At 59.4% G+C, this 18,605-nt stretch carries 16 protein-coding genes; 5 read left to right on the top strand and 11 right to left on the bottom strand.

All coding sequences use genetic code 11. The annotated features are described in order from the left end of the window. Positions 1 to 49: 49 nt before the first annotated feature. Positions 50 to 715, top strand: coding sequence for a uracil-DNA glycosylase (locus FY528_RS19785; RefSeq protein ID WP_149072752.1), 666 nt, complete (start codon positions 50 to 52; stop codon positions 713 to 715). 261 nt (positions 716 to 976) lie between these two features. Here FY528_RS19785 and lepB read toward each other — a convergent pair whose 3' ends face one another. The 7 genes from lepB to FY528_RS19820 all read right to left on the bottom strand — a co-directional run bounded on the left by lepB (position 977) and on the right by FY528_RS19820 (position 8,245). Continuing rightward, entirely contained in the window at positions 977 to 2,146 is a 1,170-nt protein-coding gene (gene lepB / locus FY528_RS19790; protein WP_149072753.1) for a signal peptidase I, read from the bottom strand. Positions 2,147 to 2,311: 165 nt separating this feature from the next. Beyond that, entirely contained in the window at positions 2,312 to 3,031 is a 720-nt protein-coding gene (gene dapB, locus FY528_RS19795; protein ID WP_149072754.1) for a 4-hydroxy-tetrahydrodipicolinate reductase, read from the bottom strand. A 3-nt stretch (positions 3,032 to 3,034) separates the two neighbouring features. After that, the gene (locus FY528_RS19800; RefSeq protein ID WP_149072755.1) at positions 3,035 to 3,673 is read right to left on the bottom strand and encodes a DUF5683 domain-containing protein; all 639 of its coding nucleotides are present in this window, start codon (positions 3,671 to 3,673) and stop codon (positions 3,035 to 3,037) included. A 16-nt stretch (positions 3,674 to 3,689) separates the two neighbouring features. Then, on the bottom strand, positions 3,690 to 4,640 hold the full coding sequence (locus tag FY528_RS19805) for a ParB/RepB/Spo0J family partition protein (RefSeq protein ID WP_149072756.1): 951 nt from the start codon (positions 4,638 to 4,640) through the stop codon (positions 3,690 to 3,692). A gap of 193 nt (positions 4,641 to 4,833) precedes the next feature. Further along, positions 4,834 to 6,414 carry a PA14 domain-containing protein gene (locus tag FY528_RS19810; RefSeq protein ID WP_168681050.1) on the bottom strand — a complete coding sequence of 527 codons (1,581 nt, stop codon included), beginning with the start codon at positions 6,412 to 6,414 and terminating at the stop codon, positions 4,834 to 4,836. Between the two features lie 247 nt (positions 6,415 to 6,661). Then, complete coding sequence (locus FY528_RS19815; protein WP_149072758.1) at positions 6,662 to 7,468, bottom strand: ParA family protein; 807 nt, start codon at positions 7,466 to 7,468, stop codon at positions 6,662 to 6,664. Positions 7,469 to 7,564: 96 nt separating this feature from the next. Beyond that, complete coding sequence (locus tag FY528_RS19820) at positions 7,565 to 8,245, bottom strand: metal-dependent hydrolase (RefSeq protein ID WP_149072759.1); 681 nt, start codon at positions 8,243 to 8,245, stop codon at positions 7,565 to 7,567. Positions 8,246 to 8,332: 87 nt separating this feature from the next. On the opposite strand from FY528_RS19820, the gene FY528_RS19825 reads away from it, so the two are divergent. Further along, positions 8,333 to 10,000 (top strand): ABC transporter substrate-binding protein, encoded by a 1,668-nt coding sequence (locus tag FY528_RS19825; RefSeq protein ID WP_149072760.1) that lies wholly within the window; start codon positions 8,333 to 8,335, stop codon positions 9,998 to 10,000. Positions 10,001 to 10,075: 75 nt separating this feature from the next. On the opposite strand, the gene FY528_RS19830 is transcribed toward FY528_RS19825, so the two are convergent. From FY528_RS19830 to pyrG, 3 genes are all read right to left on the bottom strand, one after another. Then, positions 10,076 to 10,564, bottom strand: a complete 489-nt coding sequence (locus tag FY528_RS19830) for a DUF6438 domain-containing protein (protein ID WP_149072761.1) — start codon at positions 10,562 to 10,564, stop codon at positions 10,076 to 10,078. A 184-nt stretch (positions 10,565 to 10,748) separates the two neighbouring features. After that, complete coding sequence (gene yidC, locus FY528_RS19835) at positions 10,749 to 12,572, bottom strand: membrane protein insertase YidC (protein ID WP_149072762.1); 1,824 nt, start codon at positions 12,570 to 12,572, stop codon at positions 10,749 to 10,751. A 383-nt stretch (positions 12,573 to 12,955) separates the two neighbouring features. After that, positions 12,956 to 14,599 (bottom strand): CTP synthase, encoded by a 1,644-nt coding sequence (gene pyrG, locus FY528_RS19840; protein ID WP_149072763.1) that lies wholly within the window; start codon positions 14,597 to 14,599, stop codon positions 12,956 to 12,958. A gap of 290 nt (positions 14,600 to 14,889) precedes the next feature. On the opposite strand from pyrG, the gene FY528_RS19845 reads away from it, so the two are divergent. The 3 genes from FY528_RS19845 (at position 14,890) to FY528_RS19855 (ending at position 16,758) form a co-directional block, all read left to right on the top strand. Further along, positions 14,890 to 15,165 carry a hypothetical protein gene (locus FY528_RS19845; protein WP_222931846.1) on the top strand — a complete coding sequence of 92 codons (276 nt, stop codon included), beginning with the start codon at positions 14,890 to 14,892 and terminating at the stop codon, positions 15,163 to 15,165. 329 nt (positions 15,166 to 15,494) lie between these two features. Further along, a complete protein-coding gene (locus tag FY528_RS21385) occupies positions 15,495 to 16,103 on the top strand; it encodes a hypothetical protein (protein WP_187632216.1) in 609 nt (202 codons plus the stop codon). 235 nt (positions 16,104 to 16,338) lie between these two features. Next, positions 16,339 to 16,758, top strand: a complete 420-nt coding sequence (locus FY528_RS19855) for a hypothetical protein (RefSeq protein WP_149072765.1) — start codon at positions 16,339 to 16,341, stop codon at positions 16,756 to 16,758. 212 nt (positions 16,759 to 16,970) lie between these two features. Here the strand turns inward: FY528_RS19855 and FY528_RS19860 are convergent, their stop codons facing one another. Continuing rightward, complete coding sequence (locus FY528_RS19860; RefSeq protein WP_149072766.1) at positions 16,971 to 18,410, bottom strand: Gfo/Idh/MocA family protein; 1,440 nt, start codon at positions 18,408 to 18,410, stop codon at positions 16,971 to 16,973. Positions 18,411 to 18,605: the final 195 nt, after the last annotated feature.

Raw genomic sequence — 18,605 nt, forward strand, 5'->3', positions numbered from 1 at the left:
CAAGTCCGAACGCATCGGCCCACCGTATCCGCCCAGAAAGATTTTTCCAATGACTGTAAAGATAGAAGAAAGCTGGCGCAAGGCCTTGCAGCCGGAGTTCGAAAAACCATATTTTCAGCACCTCACCACTTTCCTGCGGGGCGAGTACGCCACGGCCACCGTGTATCCGCCCGGCCCCCAGATTTTTCATGCTTTTGAGGCCTGTCCCTTCAACGCCGTGAAGGTGGTGATTCTGGGCCAGGACCCTTACCACGGCCGGGGCCAGGCGCATGGCTTGTCGTTCTCCGTAGCCGAGGGCGTGCGGACCCCGCCCTCATTGCAAAACATCTTTAAGGAACTTCAGGACGATATTCCGGCTACCCCGCCGGCTCCCAACGGCAACCTGGACCGCTGGGCCCGCCAAGGCGTACTACTGCTGAATGCCACACTTACCGTGCGGGCCGGGGAACCAGGCTCCCACCAGAAGAAAGGCTGGGAGCAGTTTACCGATGCCGCCATCCAGCAGGTGTCGGAGCAAAAGGAGCATGTCGTGTTTATTCTCTGGGGCGCTTATGCCCAGAAGAAAGGCGAAATCATTGATGCCAAGAAGCACCTGGTATTGAAAGCGGCTCATCCGTCGCCCTATGCTGCCGACCGGGGCTTTTTCGGTTCCCGCCCCTTCAGCCAAACCAATGCCTACCTCGCCCAGCATGGCAAAGAGCCCATTGTGTGGTAGGAGGAACCACGGATTCGCGCGGATTTTTCGGATTCCACGGATTTTGGGGACGATTTGCTCTACTCAGTTTGTCATCCTGAGCACAGCGAAGGACCTTCTCACGCCCGCACGACTTGTTACCACGTAAAAAGGTCCTTCGCTGCGCTCAGGATGATACGTAATAAAAAAAGCCTCGCAGTGTGCGAGGCTTTTTTTGTGTTTAGGAGCGGAATGAGCCGTCCACGAAATCCGTAGAATCCGCGCAAATCCGTGGTTCTGTCGTTAGTCGATGAGGTGAAACAGGCGGTTCCAGCGAATCTTGCTGAAGAAGCTGGGCGCGTTGGGGTCTACGGAAAGCCAGATGAGCACGGCCTTGCCCACAATGTGGTCGGCCGGTACGAAGCCCCAGTAGCGTGAGTCCTGGGAGTTGTGGCGGTTGTCGCCCATCATGAAGTAGTAGTCCTGCTTAAAGGTGTAGCTCGTGAGGGGTTGCCCATTCTGGTAAATGAGGCCATCTTTCCAGGTGATGCCGGGCGTGTGCTCGTACTGCCCCACAATCTTGAAATAGATGCCGGCGTTTTCCCGGTTGATCTGCACGGTCTGGCCTTCCTTCGGAATCTGGAGCGGGCCGTAGTTGTCGGCATTCCAGGGGCGGGTAGTGGCGCTGAGCGGGGTGGGAGCCGGAAAGTCTACCGAGTTCGGGAACACGCTGGGGTCGGGCACCCCGGCCGGCAAGCGTTGCTCGACCAAACGCTTCACGTAAGGTTGTTGGCGCATAAAGTCGGCCGCTTCCTTGGTCATGTGCACCGGGCTGTACAGCACCGTATCACCGGCGTAGCCCAGCATGGGGGCGCCGTTGGGCGAGTCGTACTCCACGATGCCTTGCTCCTGAAATATCTCCGGCCGGATGGGCGCGTCGGTGTAAAGCGAGTAGCTGGTTTGCAGGTGCGGCGGGTTGGTGGCCGGCTTACCATTGATGTACACCTGCGACTGGCGCACCTCAATCTGGTCGCCGGCTACGCCTATGCACCGTTTGATGTAGTTGGTGCGCAGGTCGGCGGGATGCTGCTTTTCAAACGGCACGTTAAACACTACTACGTCATTGCGCTTCACCTCCGAAAAACCGGGGAGACGGCGCGCCGTCAGCTGAATAGCTTCGGAGTAGCTGGGGATGTTGGTGCCCCAGATGGTTTGATGCGTGAGCGGCACCTGCAGCGGGGTTTGGGGCGTGCGGGGGCCGTAGTGCAGCTTGCTCACAAACAGGTAGTCGCCTACGAGTAAGGAGTTTTCCATGGAAGGCGTCGGAATGGTGTACGCCTCGAAGGTGGCCCAACGAATAAGCGTAGCGGCTACCACAGCAAACAGAATGGCGTCGCCCCACTCGCGGGCTGCACTCTTGGGTTTTTTGGGGGTTTCCGTCTCAGGACGTTTCTCCCAGAATTTTACGGCCATAAATCAGGTCAGAAAGCAAAGCAGGCAGCCAGCGTGGCCGCCAATAAACGCCGGAATATCCGAAAAAGGTACCGAACTGTGGCCTTTAGGAGCACTGCAAGTTTAACGGCTGCCCGCCCCGAGAGGCCGCCAAGGTAAGCGGCCAATGACCAGCTTGCTACTGGTTTACAGCCCCAACAAATCATTCATGCCAAAAATGCCCGCTTTGCCCGGCAGCCACTCGGCGGCCAGCAAGGCCCCCTGCGCGAAGGCGTCGCGGCTATGGGCTTCGTGGCGTAGCTCAATCGTGTCGAGGGTGGAGGAATAGGTGACGACGTGCGTGCCCACTACCTCGCCTTCCCGCTCCGATACCACGGCCAGCTCGTGCGCGTCCGTGGTTGGCTCGTTGCGCCAAGTAGTTTTGGTGGGAAAATGGCGCATGATGCCCTGGGCCGTTGTCAGGGCCGTACCGCTCGGCTGATCAACCTTGTGCACGTGGTGAATTTCCCGCACCTGCACATTGTAGCCCCCAAACTGGTGCATTTTGGCCGCCAGGTACTCATTGAAGTGAAAGAACAGGTTTACCCCCACGCTGTAGTTGGACGCGTAGAATAAGCCTACGCCCGTTTCCTGGGCTACGGCCCGGGCTTCGTCGAAATGATGCAGCCAGCCCGTAGAGCCGCACACCACCGGAATACCCTGCCGCAGGGTTGTCACCACGTTCTGAAAAGCCGCGTCGGGATGGGTAAACTCAATGGCTACGTCGGCCTGAGCGGGCGTGAAATCGGTGAGGCGCACTTCCGGGCGGGAAGGGTCCACGATGCCGACAATCTGGTGGCCGCGGGCCTGGGCCTGCGCTTCCAGCGCCTTGCCCATTTTGCCGTAGCCAATCAGCAGAATTTTCATGTACTACTTGTGGGATTTCAACGTGAGAGAAATTGCTACGCCGGGCGTTAGGCGGGCCGTAGGGACGCGCAAGACGTCAGGTTGCCACTGCATGCTCAGGTCGTCGCTGATGTCGAAGTCGCGCAGGTGGGCATCTACCAGGGCATCTACGATGTTGAGCGTGTAAGCTACGGCGGTAAAGGCTATCCACTTGTCGCGGTTGCGACGGTAGAACTCCAACCCCACGCGTACATTAGCGGCCGAAGCCTCGCGACTAGAGCGGGGGCCGGTATCTACTGTGGCCGCAACCCCGTCGGTGCGGTTTTTATAGCCCAGGGAGTATTCTTTGTAGCGCATCTGGTAAAATACCTCCGTGCCCACGGCAGCCCCAATGGCCCCGTACACGAGCGGGAGCTTCCAGTACCGGCGGTTATAGATCTGACCCGCGCCCGGCAGAACAGCCGAAAGCAGCGCCGCCTTCTTCGGGCGCGTAACGCGCCAGCCCAGAAACTTCTCGGTACGCCGGCTGGAGTCTGTTACCGACTTTTGCGTGTTTACCTGCGTACTGTCGGGGCCGGCCGTTACCGTCTGGGCTTGGGCCGAAAAAATCGTCAGCCACATGCCTAGAAGCCCAATCAGCGCAATACGCAGGTGCGAAGGCATAGGGGGTACGGTAGCGTTAGGCAGGTTGTAGAATATGCAGGATTCGCTGCATGTCTTCCACGGAGTCAAAGGCAATTTTGATTTCCCCCCGGCCCTGTGGTCCGGGCTTTACGAGTACGCGGGAGCCAAACCGTTCCGACAAATGCCGCTCGGTGCGGCGCAGTTCGGCTACGGGCACGTGCAGGCTTTCGTCGTGCACCGGTTGCGCTTCCGGAGCATCGGGGCGGGAGGCCGAGCTGCCCCCGTTGCGCACCAGCTGCTCCACGCGCCGTACCGATAACTCTTCGGCTACAATGCGGCGAAACAAAGCCAGCTGCTGCTCTGTGTCTTCAATATTGATCAAGGCGCGGGCGTGCCCCATGGAAATGACGGCGTCGCGCAAGCCAATCTGGATATCCGGCGGAAGCTTAAGCAGGCGCAGGTAGTTGGTCACCGTCGAGCGGTTTTTGCCTACCCGGTCGCCCAGCTCTTCCTGCTTCAGATTACACTCACTTACCAGCCGCTGGTAGCTGAGGGCAATTTCAATAGCATTAAGGTTTTCGCGCTGGATGTTCTCAATCAGTGCCATTTCCAGCATCTGCTGGTCGTCGGCCTTGCGGATGTAGGCTGGAATAGCCTCCAGGCCGGCCAGCTTCGAAGCCTGCAAACGCCGTTCCCCACTGATGAGCTGGTAGGTGTTGGTGCCCGTCTGGCGCACCGTCACGGGCTGGATAATGCCCTGCACTTTAATGCTCTCGGCCAGCTCCTGCAATGCTTCCTGGTCGAAGTGGGTGCGGGGCTGGTAGGGGTTGGCCTGAATCTGTCCCACCGCAATCAGCCCCACGGAGTTCACCGGGTGCGAGACGAGCCGTTCGCTCTTCTTCTCGTAGCTGCCTTCAATAAGGGCATTCAGGCCCCGGCCCAGGCCACCAATTTTACGCTTCGGGGCCGCCGCCGGCGTCGACTTCTCTTCGGGTTTCTCTGACATACCTGCAATGCGCTTTCGCCCAACTTCGGGCAAAAGCAGGATTCAAAAATACATAAACGCCGGGGAAGCGCGGGAAATTTTGTTGGGGAATGCCAGAAGTCTGCCGTAGCTTGGCTTGCTAGGCGCTTGCTCAACAAAAACCGGGCCCGGTCATCTGCTGACGACCGGGCCCGGTGGGAAAAGGGTACTTCAACTATTCTTCGGCGCTGGCCCCGGTAGCGGTGGCACTAGGCTGGCGAATGGAAAGCTGGTGGCGCGTGGTGGAAGTTCCTACCGTGAGGTGGAGGGAATAATCTCCCGGCGGCAGATCGGTGAACTCCAGGGTCTGAAGCTGGCTACCCAGGGGACGGCGGCGGTAGTCCGATACACGCACCACGGCGCCGCGCTGGCTGTAGAGTACCCAGCCCACGGGCGTTTCTTCCTTCAGCGTGTAAGTCAGCTGTGCTACGCCGTTGCTGGGGTTGGGGTAGATGCTCATGTTGTTGGCTCCGATGCCCGGGCGGGCCACGGCCGTACGGGCCAGCTCGGCTTTGGGCGGGGCTACTTTCTCCAGCTTCCAGTGCTGGTTTTCATTGTCCCGGTAGCGCCACTGCTGCACGCCGCTGTCGGTAGAGTCGCGGGCGGTGAGGGCCTTGTTGCTGTGCTTGGCAATAATCTTATAGAACCCACCTTCTACGGGCTCGATGCGCCAGATCTGGTTGTTGCCGCTGTAGTAAGGCCAGAGGTTCATGGGAGTGCCGTTGGACGTGGCGCTGCCCAATACTTCCAGCACGCGGTTGTTGCCGGGCACCACGAGGCGGTAGTACCCGTTGTTCAGGCTCTCTATACGCCACTGGGGCGTAGCACTGGGCGGCACGCTGGTACCCACGGGCAAAGGCTGGTAGGCCTGCATATTGGGCCGGGCCGGGTCATCTACCTGCAGGGGCCGGCCGGTGGTGCGAGAAGTGAGGATGTACACGGCGGGCTCGAGGGCCACGGGTGGGGCCGGCGCTACTACTGGTTCCACCGGCTTTGCTGGTTTTGCAGGCTTAGCCGGCTTCTCAGCGGGCTTGGCCGCGGCTACTGGTTTCTCCGGGGCAGGGGCCGGCTTGGTGGCGGCCACCGCTGGCTGCTTGGGCGCCGGGGGCTTGCGCTCTACTTTTTCCTTTTTCTTGGCGGGAGCCGGCGCGGCGGGGGCAGGGGCCGGAGCCGCTGCTACTGCGGCCGGCGCCCCGGTTTCCGGATCAGGCATCAGCGTGGAGCCAGCCGGGTACAGATTGGCCGTCGGTATCGTTTGGGGGGCACGGCCCGGGGGAATCCACTGCAGCTGCAGCCTGGCCTCGCCTTCGCCGGCGGCGTATTCGAGCTTGAAGCTGGTTTTTTCGTTAGCAGCTAGCTGAATGAACCCTTCGCTGCCATCGGCTTTGCGCCCACCCCAGGTATCGAGTACTTTCCGGCCGTTCACCCACAGGCGCACTTCATCAGTGGTATTGGCCACAAAACGGTAGGTGCCGGTGGAAGGCGCAGCCAGCAGGCCTTCCCAGCGAATGGAGAAATAATCGGCCGGAATGCCAAATGCCGGTGGATTAAGCCCCCAGCGGAAATCAATGGACTTATCGATGCGGCGCATTGCCGGAGAGCCGGCCAGGGTGCCATTGTTGTAGTAGCTGGCCGTGAGCCCCGTGCCCGCGCCCTGAGCCGGGGCGGCAGCCGAAGCCCCGGGTGCGCCGCCCGCGGCCGCAGCATCGGCAACGCACAGCCCGGTAGCCAACGAAAAGAGTAATAAATAACGCACAGCAGGGAAACGTTTGGAAGGGTGATAAAGCCAAAAATGGCCTGATGAAGACTTGAATTTACTGCTTATCAAGCAGTCAGGCCAACTTTCTGGAACAGGAAGTTGGGGAAATAGCCAGTGAATGGCGTATAAACCGGGCAAAACAGATTGCTATTCTGTTTTTTGCCGGCAGTTGGGACCGGAGATTTTAGTGCGCAAGCTCAACCATAAAAAAGCCCCGACGTGTGCCGGGGCTTTTCGTTGAAAGCTAAGCCGCGTTGTCTTCCGCCGCTTCCGGCGTAGCGTCCACCGAGTTCTTCTCGACGATTTCGCGGGCCAGGTTCAGGTAGCTGATCGAGCCCTTGCTTTCGGCGTCGTGCAGAATGACGGGAATGCCGAAGCTCGGCGACTCGGAAAGCTTGACGTTGCGCGGAATAATGGTGTCGAACACCAGCTGCTGAAAGTGGAGCTTTACTTCCTCTACCACCTGGTTGCTCAGGCGCAGCCGCACGTCGTACATCGTCAGCAGAATGCCTTCAATTTCCAGCTCCTCGTTCAGGCGGCTCTGGATGATCTTAACGGTATTGAGCAGCTTGCCCAAGCCTTCGAGGGCGAAATACTCGCACTGCACCGGAATGATGACGGAGTGCGCGGCCGTGAGGGCATTTACCGTAATCAAACCCAGGGAAGGCGAGCAGTCGATAATGATGAAGTCGTACTGATCGGCCAGGGGCCGCAGGGCGTCCTTCATCTTCTCTTCCCGGTTCGGCAGGTTGATCATTTCCACCTCTGCGCCTACCAGGTCGATGTGGGAGGGCATCAGGTCGAGGTGGGGCAGCACATTGGTTTGCAGGATGATATCCTGGGCGTTGATGCCATCCACCATGCACTCGTAGATGCTGTTCTGAATATCCTTCGGGTCGAAGCCCACGCCGGAGGTGGCATTGGCTTGCGGGTCGGCATCCACGAGCAGGGTCCGATACTCCAGCGCTGCCAGGGAGGCCGCGAGGTTAATCGAGGAGGTGGTTTTGCCCACCCCGCCCTTCTGATTGGCTACCGCAATGATTTTTCCCATGAGGTTAAAACTGTTAGCTGTCAGCGCTTGGCTGGCAACTCATCAAAGTAAATGTGGCTTGTAGCAATTAGCCAGTAAATCGTAGTTGGCGGGTTGCTACAAGGTAATGGTTTCCCCCACCTGCATTAGCACCAGTTGCCGACCGGCGCGCTGGGCTTGCTGCTGGGCGTCGGCGTGGTTGATGGCAATGGGCGGGAACGTGTCGTAGTGCATGCCCACCACTTTGGGGGCCTGTACCCAGGCGGCCGCCGTCAGCGCATCTGCAACGCCCATGGTGAAATGGTCGCCGATGGGCAGCAGTGCCACGTCGATGGCGTGCTGCTCGGCCAGCAGCTTCATTTCGTAGCTCAGGGCGGTGTCGCCGGCGAAGTACAGGGTCTTGCCTTCCGACTCGAGGATGAAGCCTGCGGCCAGCCCTCCGTAGGAGCCATCGGGCATGGAGCTGGAGTGCAGGGCAGGCACCATTTTCACCGAGCCAAACGGGAGCTGCACGGCGCCACCGATGTTCATTTTCAGGTCGGCGTTCAGGCCCTTGGCTTCAAACCAGCTGAGCACTTCAAACATGCCCACCAGCGCCGCCCCGGTGCGCTTGCCGATTTCCTCCACATCGGCTACGTGGTCGGCGTGGCCGTGGCTGAGCAGGATGTAGTCGGCCGCAATAGCCTCTACGTTTACGGCCTTGGCCAATGGATTCGGGCGAATAAACGGGTCGAAGAGGACGCGGCTACCACCGGTTTCCAGTAAAAAGCACGAGTGGCCGAAATAAGTAAGCTGCATAGAGGAGGGAAAGAGCTGACCCGGGTGCCGAGTGCATAAGCCAGACCGGGTACCTTTGCTACAAATATACGTGATTCCGCCTTTCTCATGCTTTCGATTTCGCGCCTGGCCTCCGGTTCTGTATTCGTGCTAGTTACTGCCCTGGGCAGCTGCTCCGGCCCCGGGCAGCCCACCGACGGCCGCCGCGTTTTTCGCTACAACCAGCCCGAAAGCCTGACCTCGCTGGACCCGGCGTTTGCCCGCAACCAAGCCAATACCTGGGCCACCACCCAGCTCTACAACGGCTTAGTGGAGCTCGACGACAGCCTGAAGCCCGGTCCCAGCGTGGCCCGGCGCTACGCCATTTCCCCCGACGGCAAAACCTACACCTTCTGGCTGCGGCCCGATGTGTATTTCCATGATTCGGACGTATTTGCCGGGGGCAAAGGCCGCCGCGTGGTGGCCGCCGACTTTGTCTACAGCTTTAAGCGGCTGCTGGACAAAGCCACGGCTAGCTCCGGGGGCTGGATCTTCCGGGGCAAGGTGATTGAAGACGCCCAGGGCGAACCGCGGGATACGGCTTTTGTGGCCGTAAACGACTCGGTGCTGCGCATTCACCTCAAGGAGCCGTTTATTCCCTTTCTGGGTATTCTTACCATGCCCTACGCCTATGTAGTGCCGCGCGAGGCGGTGCAGCGCTACGGCAAGGACTTCCGGGAACACCCGGTGGGCACGGGGCCTTTCCGGTTTCAGGAGTGGGACGAGGGCAACGCCATCATCTACCACCGCAACCCCACGTACTGGAAAAAGGACCGCCAGGGCCGCCGCCTGCCTTACCTTGATGCGGTGCAGATCAGCTTTATCCAGGACCGCAAAACCGAGTTCCTGACGTTTATGCAGGGAAAGCTGGACTTTCTGAGCGGCATCCGCTCCGGCTCCCGTGACTTGATCATGTACCCCGATGGAACCGTTCGGGAAGACTTTAAGGGCAAATTCCGCCTGCAGAAGGTGCCTTACCTGAACACGGAGTACTTGGGCATTCAGCAGGACCCTACCAACCTGCGCGGGGAAGGCGCCAACCCAGCTTTGCGGGATAAACGGGTACGCCAGGCCCTCAACTATGCTCTGAACAAGCCGGAGTTTCTGGCGTATTTCCTCAACAACGTGGGCAAGCCCGGTACCTCAGGTTTTGTACCAGCTTCTCTCCCGTCATTCAGCCAGCAGCTGGTGCCCGGCTACACCTACCAGCCCCGGAAAGCCCGGGAGCTGCTGGCGGCGGCGGGTTACGGTCCGGGCCGACCCCTGCAGCTGCGGCTAAACACGGTGGCCGAGACCAAGGAATTTTGCGAGTACTACCAGAAGAAATGGGCCGAAGTGGGGGTGCAGGTGCAGATAGACGTAAACCAGGGCGCGGCTCACGGCGAAATGGTGGACAATGGCCGGGCCGCCTTCTTCACCCGCAGCTGGCTGGGCGACTACCCCGACGCTGAAAACTACCTGGCCTTGTTCTACAGCAAGAACTTCGCGCCGGCGGGGCCCAACAAAACCCACTTCAAAAATGCCGCCTACGACCAGCTGTACGAGCGCGCCAAGCTGGAGCAGGATGTAGCGAAACGCTACGAGCTGTACCGTCAGATGGACCGCATCATTGTGGAGGAAAGCCCGGTTATTGCCGTGTACTACGACGAAGTGGTACGGCTTACCCAAAACAATGTGCAAGGCCTCACGCCCAACCCCATGAACCAGCTGGTGCTGGAGCGCGTGCGCAAAGACTAGCTTACTTCAAAAGCAGCCCAGCGAGTTCGGCTTTCCCGTGCCACGTCCTAGCTTAAAGGGCGTGGCACGGGAAAGCTAGTTTTTGGCAACGGCTATTTGCTTGATGTGCCGATGAATATAAGCCAGCAGCTTCTCCAGCTCGGCCGGGGCGCCGCCCTCTACCCGTACTTCCTTCAGGCTGCCATCGGGCTGACGCAGGGTGAGGTAGGTGGAAGGCAAGTCGGTAACGTTCTGGGAGTACGCGCTCCGCAGGCTGCCAAAGCCCATGCTTTCGGCTTGGCGACGGATGTAGGTAACGGTATCGGCGGGTAGGCGCAGGGCGTGCTTGCCAATCAGGGGCACATTTTGTTCGCCTTCGTACTGCACACGGCCATCGGCGTAGATGGTGGCCTTGTATACCGGGCAAGGGCCAAAGCAAGGCGTTTTTTCGAAGAGCAGAACAGGTTCTGCGGTCTGCTGGACGGCCGTTAGCTGAGCCGTAACTACCGCCGGCGTGGCGTTGCTGGTGGCATTGGCCGTGGTGGCATCGGGGCGGGCCGTAGAGCAGCTATTCAAGAGGCTCATAAGAAGCAGGCAGGCAAGAAGGCGCATAGGAGAGAAGAAAAGGAGGATAGCCGCCCAGGTTTCAAAAACCAGACCGACTTACCTGAACTGTACGAAGGGCAAGCTAGCGGTCTGGGACGGAAGTAAAATAAAAAAGCCTTTCTGCCGGGGCAGAAAGGCTTTTTATAGGCCAAGCAGCAGGTATTTACTTGCCGCGGCGCGTCGGTTTCTTTGCTTCCGACTCCTTTTCCTGGGCCGACTTCATGGCTTCGGCCAGGCGGGCCTGGAAGCCACCGGGCTTCTTGTCTTTGTTCTTGGTTTTGTTGGCTTCGAGCTGCGCCCGGATTTTCTTGTCGTCCACGAAGCGGCGGGTAATGGCCTGCTGGGCCAGCGTCACCACGTTTGAGACGAGGTAATACCACGTCAGGCCGGCCGAGAAGCTGTTCAGCACGAACAGGAAGATGACCGGCATCAGGTAGCTGTAGAACTTCATGGGGCCCTGCATGGCCGTGTTCGTCTGGTTGCTCTGGTAGGTCATGGCCAGGGTCGAAATCGTCATCAGCAGGGTGAACAAGCTAAGGTGCGTGCCCAGGAAGGGTACTTCAAACGGCAGCTTGATCAGGTCGTCGTAGGTGCTCAGGTCTCGGGCCCACAGGAAGGGCTGCTGGCGCAGCTCAATGGCGTTGGGGAAAAACTGGAACATGGCAAACAGAATCGGGATGGTGAGCAGCATGGGCACGCATCCACTCAGCGGCGAGACGCCCACCGACTGGTACAGCTTCATCGTTTCCGACTGCTGCTTCATCTGATCCTCGGGGTACTTCTCCTTGATTTCGTCAATTTCCGGCTTCAGCACCTTCATGCGCGCCTGCGACTCGTAGGTTTTGTAGGTCAGGGGCCAGGTAACGAGCTTGATAAGCACCACCAGAATGGCAATGATGATACCGTAGGAGCTGATAAACTGCTCCAGCAGGTGAAACACCGGCAGCACCACGAAGCGGTTTACCCAGCGGAAAAGTCCCCAGCCTAGGTACACGTTGCGGTCGAAGCTGGGAGCTACTTCCTTCAACAGGCTAAAGGAGTTGGGCCCGAAGAAGTAGCGGAAGTGCGCCTTGCCGTTCTGCACATCGGCAATGGGCAGGGTAAGCGTGGACGTCAGCGTTTTAAGGTAAGTCGAGTCGGCCAGGTTTACCGTGGAGGCAAACTTGCCGGTGGTGAAAGGGGTGCCGTCGGCAATGAGGCCGGCCACGAAGAAGTCGTGCTTGTGCGCAGCCCATTTCACGGGCTCATTTATCACCACTTCCTCAGGCTTCTCGGAGGCTTCGGACAGGGCGCCGTGGTCGTCGGTGGCCAGGTAGTGGTTGATGGTGGTGTGGTTGCGGTTCTGCTTGGCGTCCTGCTCGGTCTGGCGTACCTTGTCCAGGAAGGTGAACGTGAGCGGCTGCTGGGCTACCGCGTTCTGCAGGTTCACGAAGCGCAGATCGTAGCCCACCTCGTAAGAGTCCTGGGGCAGGGAATACACTTGCTCAATCTGGCCGCCGGCTACCTGGGCCGTGAAGGTGAGGCGCTGCCCCTGCTTTTCGCCCTCGGTGAAGGCCTGCGCAGCCGAAGGCTGGAAGCTCAGGTCGGAAAGCTTGACGGTTTTGCCGTCGAGGGTGCGGAAGCTCACGTCGAGCGAGGAGCTGCGGGCATCCAGCAAATCGAGCGGCTGACCGAAGAAGGTCTTGTACTTGTTGAGGCGCACGGCCTGCACGCGGCCGCCCTTCGAGCTGAACGTAACGGTAAGGTTGTCGTTTTGCAGCTGCGCCTGGCTGACGGCCGTATCGGTAGCCGCTGCTGCGGCAAAGGCGCCAAGCTTGCGGGCGGCCGCGGCTGAGTCGAGAGGAGCTGGCGCGGAAGCCGCCGCTTTTGCGGCCGTAGCGGGCGTGGCGGCAGGTTTTTCGGCGGGCGGTGTGGGCTTAAAGAAAAACAGGTACACGAGAAGCACGGCCGCAATCAGAAAGGCGCCGGTTGCTGAATTTCTATCCATCAGGAAGAGGGTAAGGCAAAAAAGTAGTCAGGCCCGCCCGGACAATGCCCGGCGAATCTTCCGCAAAGGTCGTAGTTGTCGGCCGAATATTTTAAGGAATGTGAGTTAATGTGCTAATGTGGGTAATGTGAAGAATGTGCTGAGGTGCCAATGCTGGCGGGCAGGGGAATTGGGTATTTAACAAAAAAGGCTGTCATCCTAAGCAGCGCGAAGGACCTTATCACCGCTAGACGAGTCGTTGTTACCGATTTCGCTCAAGCGTGATAAGGTCCTTCGTCTTCGCTTGATGCGCGAAATGCTCAGGATGACAGTTCTTGCTAGCCTATGAGCATTTGCACATCAGCATCAGCACCTCAGCACATTTCCCACATTAGCACATTAACTCAGATCTTCCGGTGCTGGATGGCGGCTTTCACGAAGCGCACAAACAGCGGGTGGGGGTTCTGCACGGTGCTCTTCAGCTCGGGGTGGAACTGGCCGGCCACAAACCAAGGGTGGTTGGGTAGCTCAATCACCTCTACCAGGCCGGTTTCGGGGTTGCGGCCCGAGGCCACCATGCCGGCGGCTTCGTACTGCTCCAGGTAGGCATTGTTGAACTCGTAACGGTGGCGGTGCCGCTCACTGATGTGGTTGCGGGCGTAGGCTTTGGCCGCCTTCGAGCCCTTGCGCAGCTCGCAGTCGTAGGCGCCCAGGCGCATGGTGCCACCTTTCTGCGTCACGTTTTTCTGCTCCTCCATCATGGCAATGACGGGGTTGGGCGTCTGCGCGTCCATTTCGGTGGAGTTGGCCCCGGGCAAATTCAGCACGTGGCGGCCGTACTCCACTACCGCTACCTGCATGCCCAGGCAAATGCCGAAGAAGGGAATCTGGTTTTCGCGCACGTAGCGCACGGCCTCAATCTTGCCCTCGAAGCCCCGCTCGCCAAAGCCGGGGGCCACCAGTACCCCGTCCACGCCGTGCAGGAGCTGGGCAATGTTGTCGGGGTTGATATGGTCGCTCTGGATGCTGCGCACCGTTACCTTGCACTCGTTGTGGGCGCCGGCGTGCACAAAGGCCTCGTTGATGCTCTTGTAGGCGTCGGGCAGCTCCACGTATTTGCCCACCAGGGCAATGGTCACTTCCTCAGTGGGGTTCTTGAGGCGGCCCAGGAAGTCCTTCCAAGCCTCCAGATCGGGATGCACGGCCCCACCAGTCAGCTTCAATTTCTTGATAACCCGCTCATCCAGCTGCTCTTTCAGCATCAGCAGCGGCACCGAGTAGATGGAGTCGGCATCGAGGCTTTCGATGACGGAGTTGATTTTGACGTTGCAGAACAGCGCAATCTTGCGGCGCATGTCGGGCGGAATGGGGTGCTCGGAGCGGCACACCAGAATGTCGGGCTGGAGGCCGGCCTCGCGCAGGTCGCGCACCGAGTGCTGGGTGGGCTTGGTTTTCAACTCCCCGGCCGCTTTCAGGTAAGGCAGCAGGGTGAGGTGAATTACCAGCGAGTCGTTGGGCGGCAGCTCCCAGCGCAACTGGCGCACGGCCTCCACGAAGGGCAGACTCTCAATGTCGCCGATGCAGCCCCCGATTTCGGTAATCACCACGTCAAAGCGGTTATCCTGGCCCAGCAGCAGCATCCGGCGCTTGATTTCGTCGGTGATGTGGGGCACTACCTGCACCGTTTTCCCCAGAAACGCGCCTTCCCGCTCCCGCCGAATCACGGTGTCGTAGATGCGGCCGGTGGTCACGTTGTTGGCCTGGGAGGTGGGCGTGTTCAGGAACCGCTCGTAGTGGCCCAGGTCGAGGTCGGTTTCGGCCCCGTCGTCGGTCACGTAGCATTCCCCGTGTTCGTAGGGGTTGAGCGTGCCGGGGTCGATGTTGATGTAGGGGTCGAACTTCTGGATGGTGACGCGGAAGCCGCGGGCTTGCAGCAGCTTGGCCAGGGAGGCCGAGATGATGCCTTTGCCCAGCGACGAGGTCACCCCGCCCGTTACGAAAATGAATTTGGCCGTTGCAGCCGGCAGAGTGGGGGTACGGTCTGGCATAACGGGAGCCAAAGGTACAGGAAAGAGTTGGGCGGCGGGCTATGCGGGGCGGAGTTTGGTGGGGAAAGGGGGGCTAAGGCAGTTGTGTAGGCTGAAGTTCTTTTAGTAGTATTACAATGGGGAGCAGCCGTGCTGGCGATTCAATAGCCTGTCGCAAAAGGCTCCTTGTATGACGCATGAAAGCTATAAGTAAATGGGATATATATGATTTGTTATCAATATTTATGAGCTCTTGTATTAGTTTACTGTGCTTCTATGTGCCGTGGGAAATCAGTCTTATTAGTATAAGATTGCAAGATTATACTAATAAGTCCGGGCTTGAAAGAGAGATATTATTGTTTATGATTCCATATTTTTCAGATATATCTGATAAAAATATTACGGATTGGGAGTCGCTTGTATTTGCCGTCGTATTTGGCTTTTTTGTAAATATTGCTACTTATTTACTTATAACAGCTTGGCTTAATAAAGAAGAGCTTCCACGTTTAATAATAATGCTTGGACACCTATGCTATCTGGCAATTATGATAGTTTTTACTCTTCTTATTATTTTAGGTCCAAACTAGTGCGATTTTAGCGCAGCTTATAGCGGATTCCTAACTGGCGCGAGTTTAGCGGAGCGTAACTCGTGCCTAAGCATGAAGGGAGGCTGAGCCTCCCTCGCCGAAACCCAACCGCCCAAACGGAGCGGCCCCAACTTGCCGCTGGTGCGGCAGTGGAGGTGCAACCTCCACCGCATAGCGTGGCACGAGTTACGCTCCGCTAAACTCGCGCCAGCCAAGCCAGATTAGCATTGGAAATGCGCTATGTTGGCAATAATTTCTTCACTTGATTAATTTTCCTTGCCAATGGTTGGCAAGGAAAGCTGACGCTGTGTGATTTTTATTGCCAAGCTATGCCCCCTGCACTTACTGATTCCTGGCTGGCACACCTGTGCGCCTATTTTGGTCTGAAAGGCTACGAACTGGCCCAGTACCTGGGCGTGGATGCCGGGCAGTTGAGCCGCATCGGTACGGGCCAACGCACCTTGAGCCCCGCTGCCGCTGAGGCGCTGGCGCCTTTAGTAGCTAGTCTGCCCAGCGCGGCGGCTAGTGCCCCCGCCACCCTGCGGCTGGCCTCGGCGGCCTCGCTGGCGCCCACGCTAGCCCTGGCTCCGCCTGAGGCCGCGCCCCTGGTGGCCCGCCTCGATGAGTGCCAGCACCACGCCCGCCGCTTGCGCCGGCAGCTGGCGCCCCTGGAAACGCAGGCCACCCAGGCCGCCCGCTGGGCTGCCGCGCTACCCGCCCTCCGCTCTGCGCTGCCGCCCGACCCCGGCCCCGCCGCCGAGCCCGACCCGGCCCGCGACTGGCCGGCCTGGCAAACCTGGCACCGCCACCGCTGGCTCGACCAGCGCCCCACCGCGCTGCCGCCCCACCAGAGTGCCCGCTACCACCTGCTGCGCCTCCGCGCCGAAGCCCTGGAAGCCGAAGCCGCCGCGCTGCAAGGGCTGCTGGGGGGAGGGTAGGAGAGCAAAGCCCGGCAGCCTGCGCATGGACTTCACTGCGGCTAATGAAGTCCCGGGCAGCACAAACGGGCAAATTGAGGACAGCGCAGGTGGCTTTTAAGCGGCAGTAGGGGCAGCACGTCGAAAAAGAAGCGCCTTCGATACAAACTAATAGCGGTATTCTTCTATATTGTTGCCAATGCGCCAGTTAGCGCAGATAGTGTTTTTATTCATCTTCTTATCCCCCTTTATTGTCATGGCGTACGACGTCAACACCCTCAAAGACCGGGCACAATGTCTGGCTGCCAAAAAAAGCCTGGAAGCTGAGCTGGATGGCTACCAGAACCGCGACCAGAACCAAGCTTTCCAGGACCGCCGCGAAGACCGCACCGATGAATCGGTCAGCTCGCGCCTGGCCACAGCCATCGACCGGGTAAATTACCTTACCGGACAGCTGGCCCGCACCGATATTTCGGAGCAGGACCGCACCCGCTACAACGATCAGCTCCTGACGGCCAACTACCAGAAGGCCCGCCTGCAAAACCGCTCCGCCGACAGCGGGGGCGCCGCCGAGTTTCTGGCCCAGGTAGATGCCGACCAGGTAGACGCGCAGGTAGCCCTGCTCACCCAGGCCATTGCCGCTGTACAGGCCCGCCACGACGCGCTACCCGCTTAACTAAGCCGCTCTTTTCACTATAGAAAAAGCCCCCGTCCACGTTGGTCGGGGGCTTTTTTAATGAGCTGAACTTAAAACAGACCGTCATGCTGAGCGGAGCCGAAGCATCTCTACCGCTTCGTTGGGTAGTAATTCAATGAAGCGGTAGAGATGCTTCGGCTCCGCTCAGCATGACGTTGTAGAGGGTTTGATGTTACCAAACTCCCCACCTACTACGCCTCTTTAGGCTCGGGGCCGCGGAAAGCATCCATACCTTTCACGGCGGTGAGCTTCACCGGCCGCCCTTCCCGCGCCGACTGGTAAATGGCTTCCATGATGCGGTGGTCCTGCAGGCCCTCTTCGCCGGGCGTGTGGGGCTCCTTGTTTTCCAGAATACACTCCGAAAAGTGGTCCATTTCGGCGGCAAACTGGTTTTTGGTGGGGATGGTAATCTGGTTCTGCAGTTTGGCCTTGCCCTCGGCGTGGGAGGTTTGCAGGCGTTGGCCCTGGTAGGCGTACGCGTTGTCGAGGTGGAGCCAGCCGCGCTCGGCACTCACGCGGTAGAAGCGCGAGTCGTGGGTGTTGTAGTGGGTGACGCAGTTGACGATGACGCCGTCGGGGAAGCGCATCTGCCAGCTCATCATTTCCTCCACTTCCTTGAACAGCGGGTTGCCGGGCGTGCTGTGCATGTAGGCAAATACCTCGGTGGGCTCGGTGCCCAGCAGGAAGCGGGAAGTGTTCAGGCAGTAGAGGCCAATATCAGGTAGGGCGCCGCCGCCGGCTAGGGCTTTCTTGTGGCGCCAGTGGTCGGGGTTGGCCGAGCTTTGGCTGTTCTGGGCCTCGATGTACTTGGGCTTGCCGAACTTCTCGTCGCGCACCATGTCGCGCACCTGCCGGTTGTAGGGCTCGTACTGGATGCGGTAGGCCACCATCAGCTTCACGCCGGCCTTTTTGCAGGCGTCTATCATCAGCTCACACTCCCGGGCCGAGTTGGCCATGGGCTTTTCGCAGAGAATGTGCTTGCCGGTTTTGGCGCCCCGAATCACGTACTCGGCGTGCAGGGAGTTGGGCAGCACGATGTAGATGGCCTGCACCTCGGGGTTGTCCTTCAGCTTTTCGTAATCCTGGTAGCTGTAGCAGCTTTCGGGCTTGATGCCGTACTGCGCGGCCACTTTCTTGAGCTTCTCGGGCGAGCCGCTCACCAGTGCCACCGGCTTCGACTTCTTGCACTCCCCAAAGGCCGGCAGCAACTCTTCCAGGGTAAGGTGCCCCAGGCCCACCAGCGCGTAGCCCACTCGCTTATCCGGCGGCATCGGCGTTGGTACCGCCCCCGATTTGGGGTCCACGTCCGATTTCCACGCTTCCAGCTCAATGGGCTTGCTCTCGTCCGCAGGCACCTTGGCCGGCGGCGACACGGCTTCTGATGACGGTACTTTCTGCCCACCCTGCGCGGTGTAGGTGGTGGCAACGTCCACCTCTGAGGCTGGCGTGCCCGTGGTGGGCGTGGCGTCGGCTGCCTTGGCATCCGGAGTGCCCGACTGGCAGCTGGCCAGCGTGGTGGCCGCTACCCCCACGGCTAGCCCCCGCCCGGCCAGACTCAGAAACTCCTTACGCGACACTTCCTGGCTGGCGTGGCGCAGGACGGTATTCAATAGTTCGTTGGTGAGGGCCATGGGGCAGAAGGGCGTTGGGGTGAAGTATTGTATATGGCTAGGGTAAGCAGGCAGCAGGAAGAAGGCTTGTCGTCCAGAGTACGACATCTTTTACCCGATTAGCCAGGTGATTATCCGCTGAACATTACGCATCGGTTTACCCGGCCCGTCTGGAAAAGGTTGGACTGGCATCCCCAAACAGGGTACCCTATAGCT

The sequence above is a fragment of the Hymenobacter lutimineralis genome, assembly GCF_008271285.1.
Lineage (GTDB): Bacteria > Bacteroidota > Bacteroidia > Cytophagales > Hymenobacteraceae > Hymenobacter > Hymenobacter lutimineralis.

What these genes read in the sequence shown, in the direction of transcription:
- FY528_RS19800 (WP_149072755.1), bottom strand. Translation starts at nt 3,673, where the DNA reads ATGCCTTCGCACCTGCGTATTGCGCTGATTGGGCTTCTAGGCATGTGG.
- FY528_RS19785 (WP_149072752.1), top strand. Translation starts at nt 50, where the DNA reads ATGACTGTAAAGATAGAAGAAAGCTGGCGCAAGGCCTTGCAGCCGGAG.
- FY528_RS19825 (WP_149072760.1), top strand. Translation starts at nt 8,333, where the DNA reads ATGCTTTCGATTTCGCGCCTGGCCTCCGGTTCTGTATTCGTGCTAGTT.
- FY528_RS19860 (WP_149072766.1), bottom strand. Translation starts at nt 18,410, where the DNA reads ATGGCCCTCACCAACGAACTATTGAATACCGTCCTGCGCCACGCCAGC.
- lepB (WP_149072753.1), bottom strand. Translation starts at nt 2,146, where the DNA reads ATGGCCGTAAAATTCTGGGAGAAACGTCCTGAGACGGAAACCCCCAAA.
- FY528_RS19855 (WP_149072765.1), top strand. Translation starts at nt 16,339, where the DNA reads ATGGCGTACGACGTCAACACCCTCAAAGACCGGGCACAATGTCTGGCT.
- dapB (WP_149072754.1), bottom strand. Translation starts at nt 3,031, where the DNA reads ATGAAAATTCTGCTGATTGGCTACGGCAAAATGGGCAAGGCGCTGGAA.
- FY528_RS19820 (WP_149072759.1), bottom strand. Translation starts at nt 8,245, where the DNA reads ATGCAGCTTACTTATTTCGGCCACTCGTGCTTTTTACTGGAAACCGGT.
- FY528_RS19815 (WP_149072758.1), bottom strand. Translation starts at nt 7,468, where the DNA reads ATGGGAAAAATCATTGCGGTAGCCAATCAGAAGGGCGGGGTGGGCAAA.
- FY528_RS19805 (WP_149072756.1), bottom strand. Translation starts at nt 4,640, where the DNA reads ATGTCAGAGAAACCCGAAGAGAAGTCGACGCCGGCGGCGGCCCCGAAG.
- FY528_RS21385 (WP_187632216.1), top strand. Translation starts at nt 15,495, where the DNA reads ATGCCCCCTGCACTTACTGATTCCTGGCTGGCACACCTGTGCGCCTAT.
- pyrG (WP_149072763.1), bottom strand. Translation starts at nt 14,599, where the DNA reads ATGCCAGACCGTACCCCCACTCTGCCGGCTGCAACGGCCAAATTCATT.
- yidC (WP_149072762.1), bottom strand. Translation starts at nt 12,572, where the DNA reads ATGGATAGAAATTCAGCAACCGGCGCCTTTCTGATTGCGGCCGTGCTT.
- FY528_RS19830 (WP_149072761.1), bottom strand. Translation starts at nt 10,564, where the DNA reads ATGAGCCTCTTGAATAGCTGCTCTACGGCCCGCCCCGATGCCACCACG.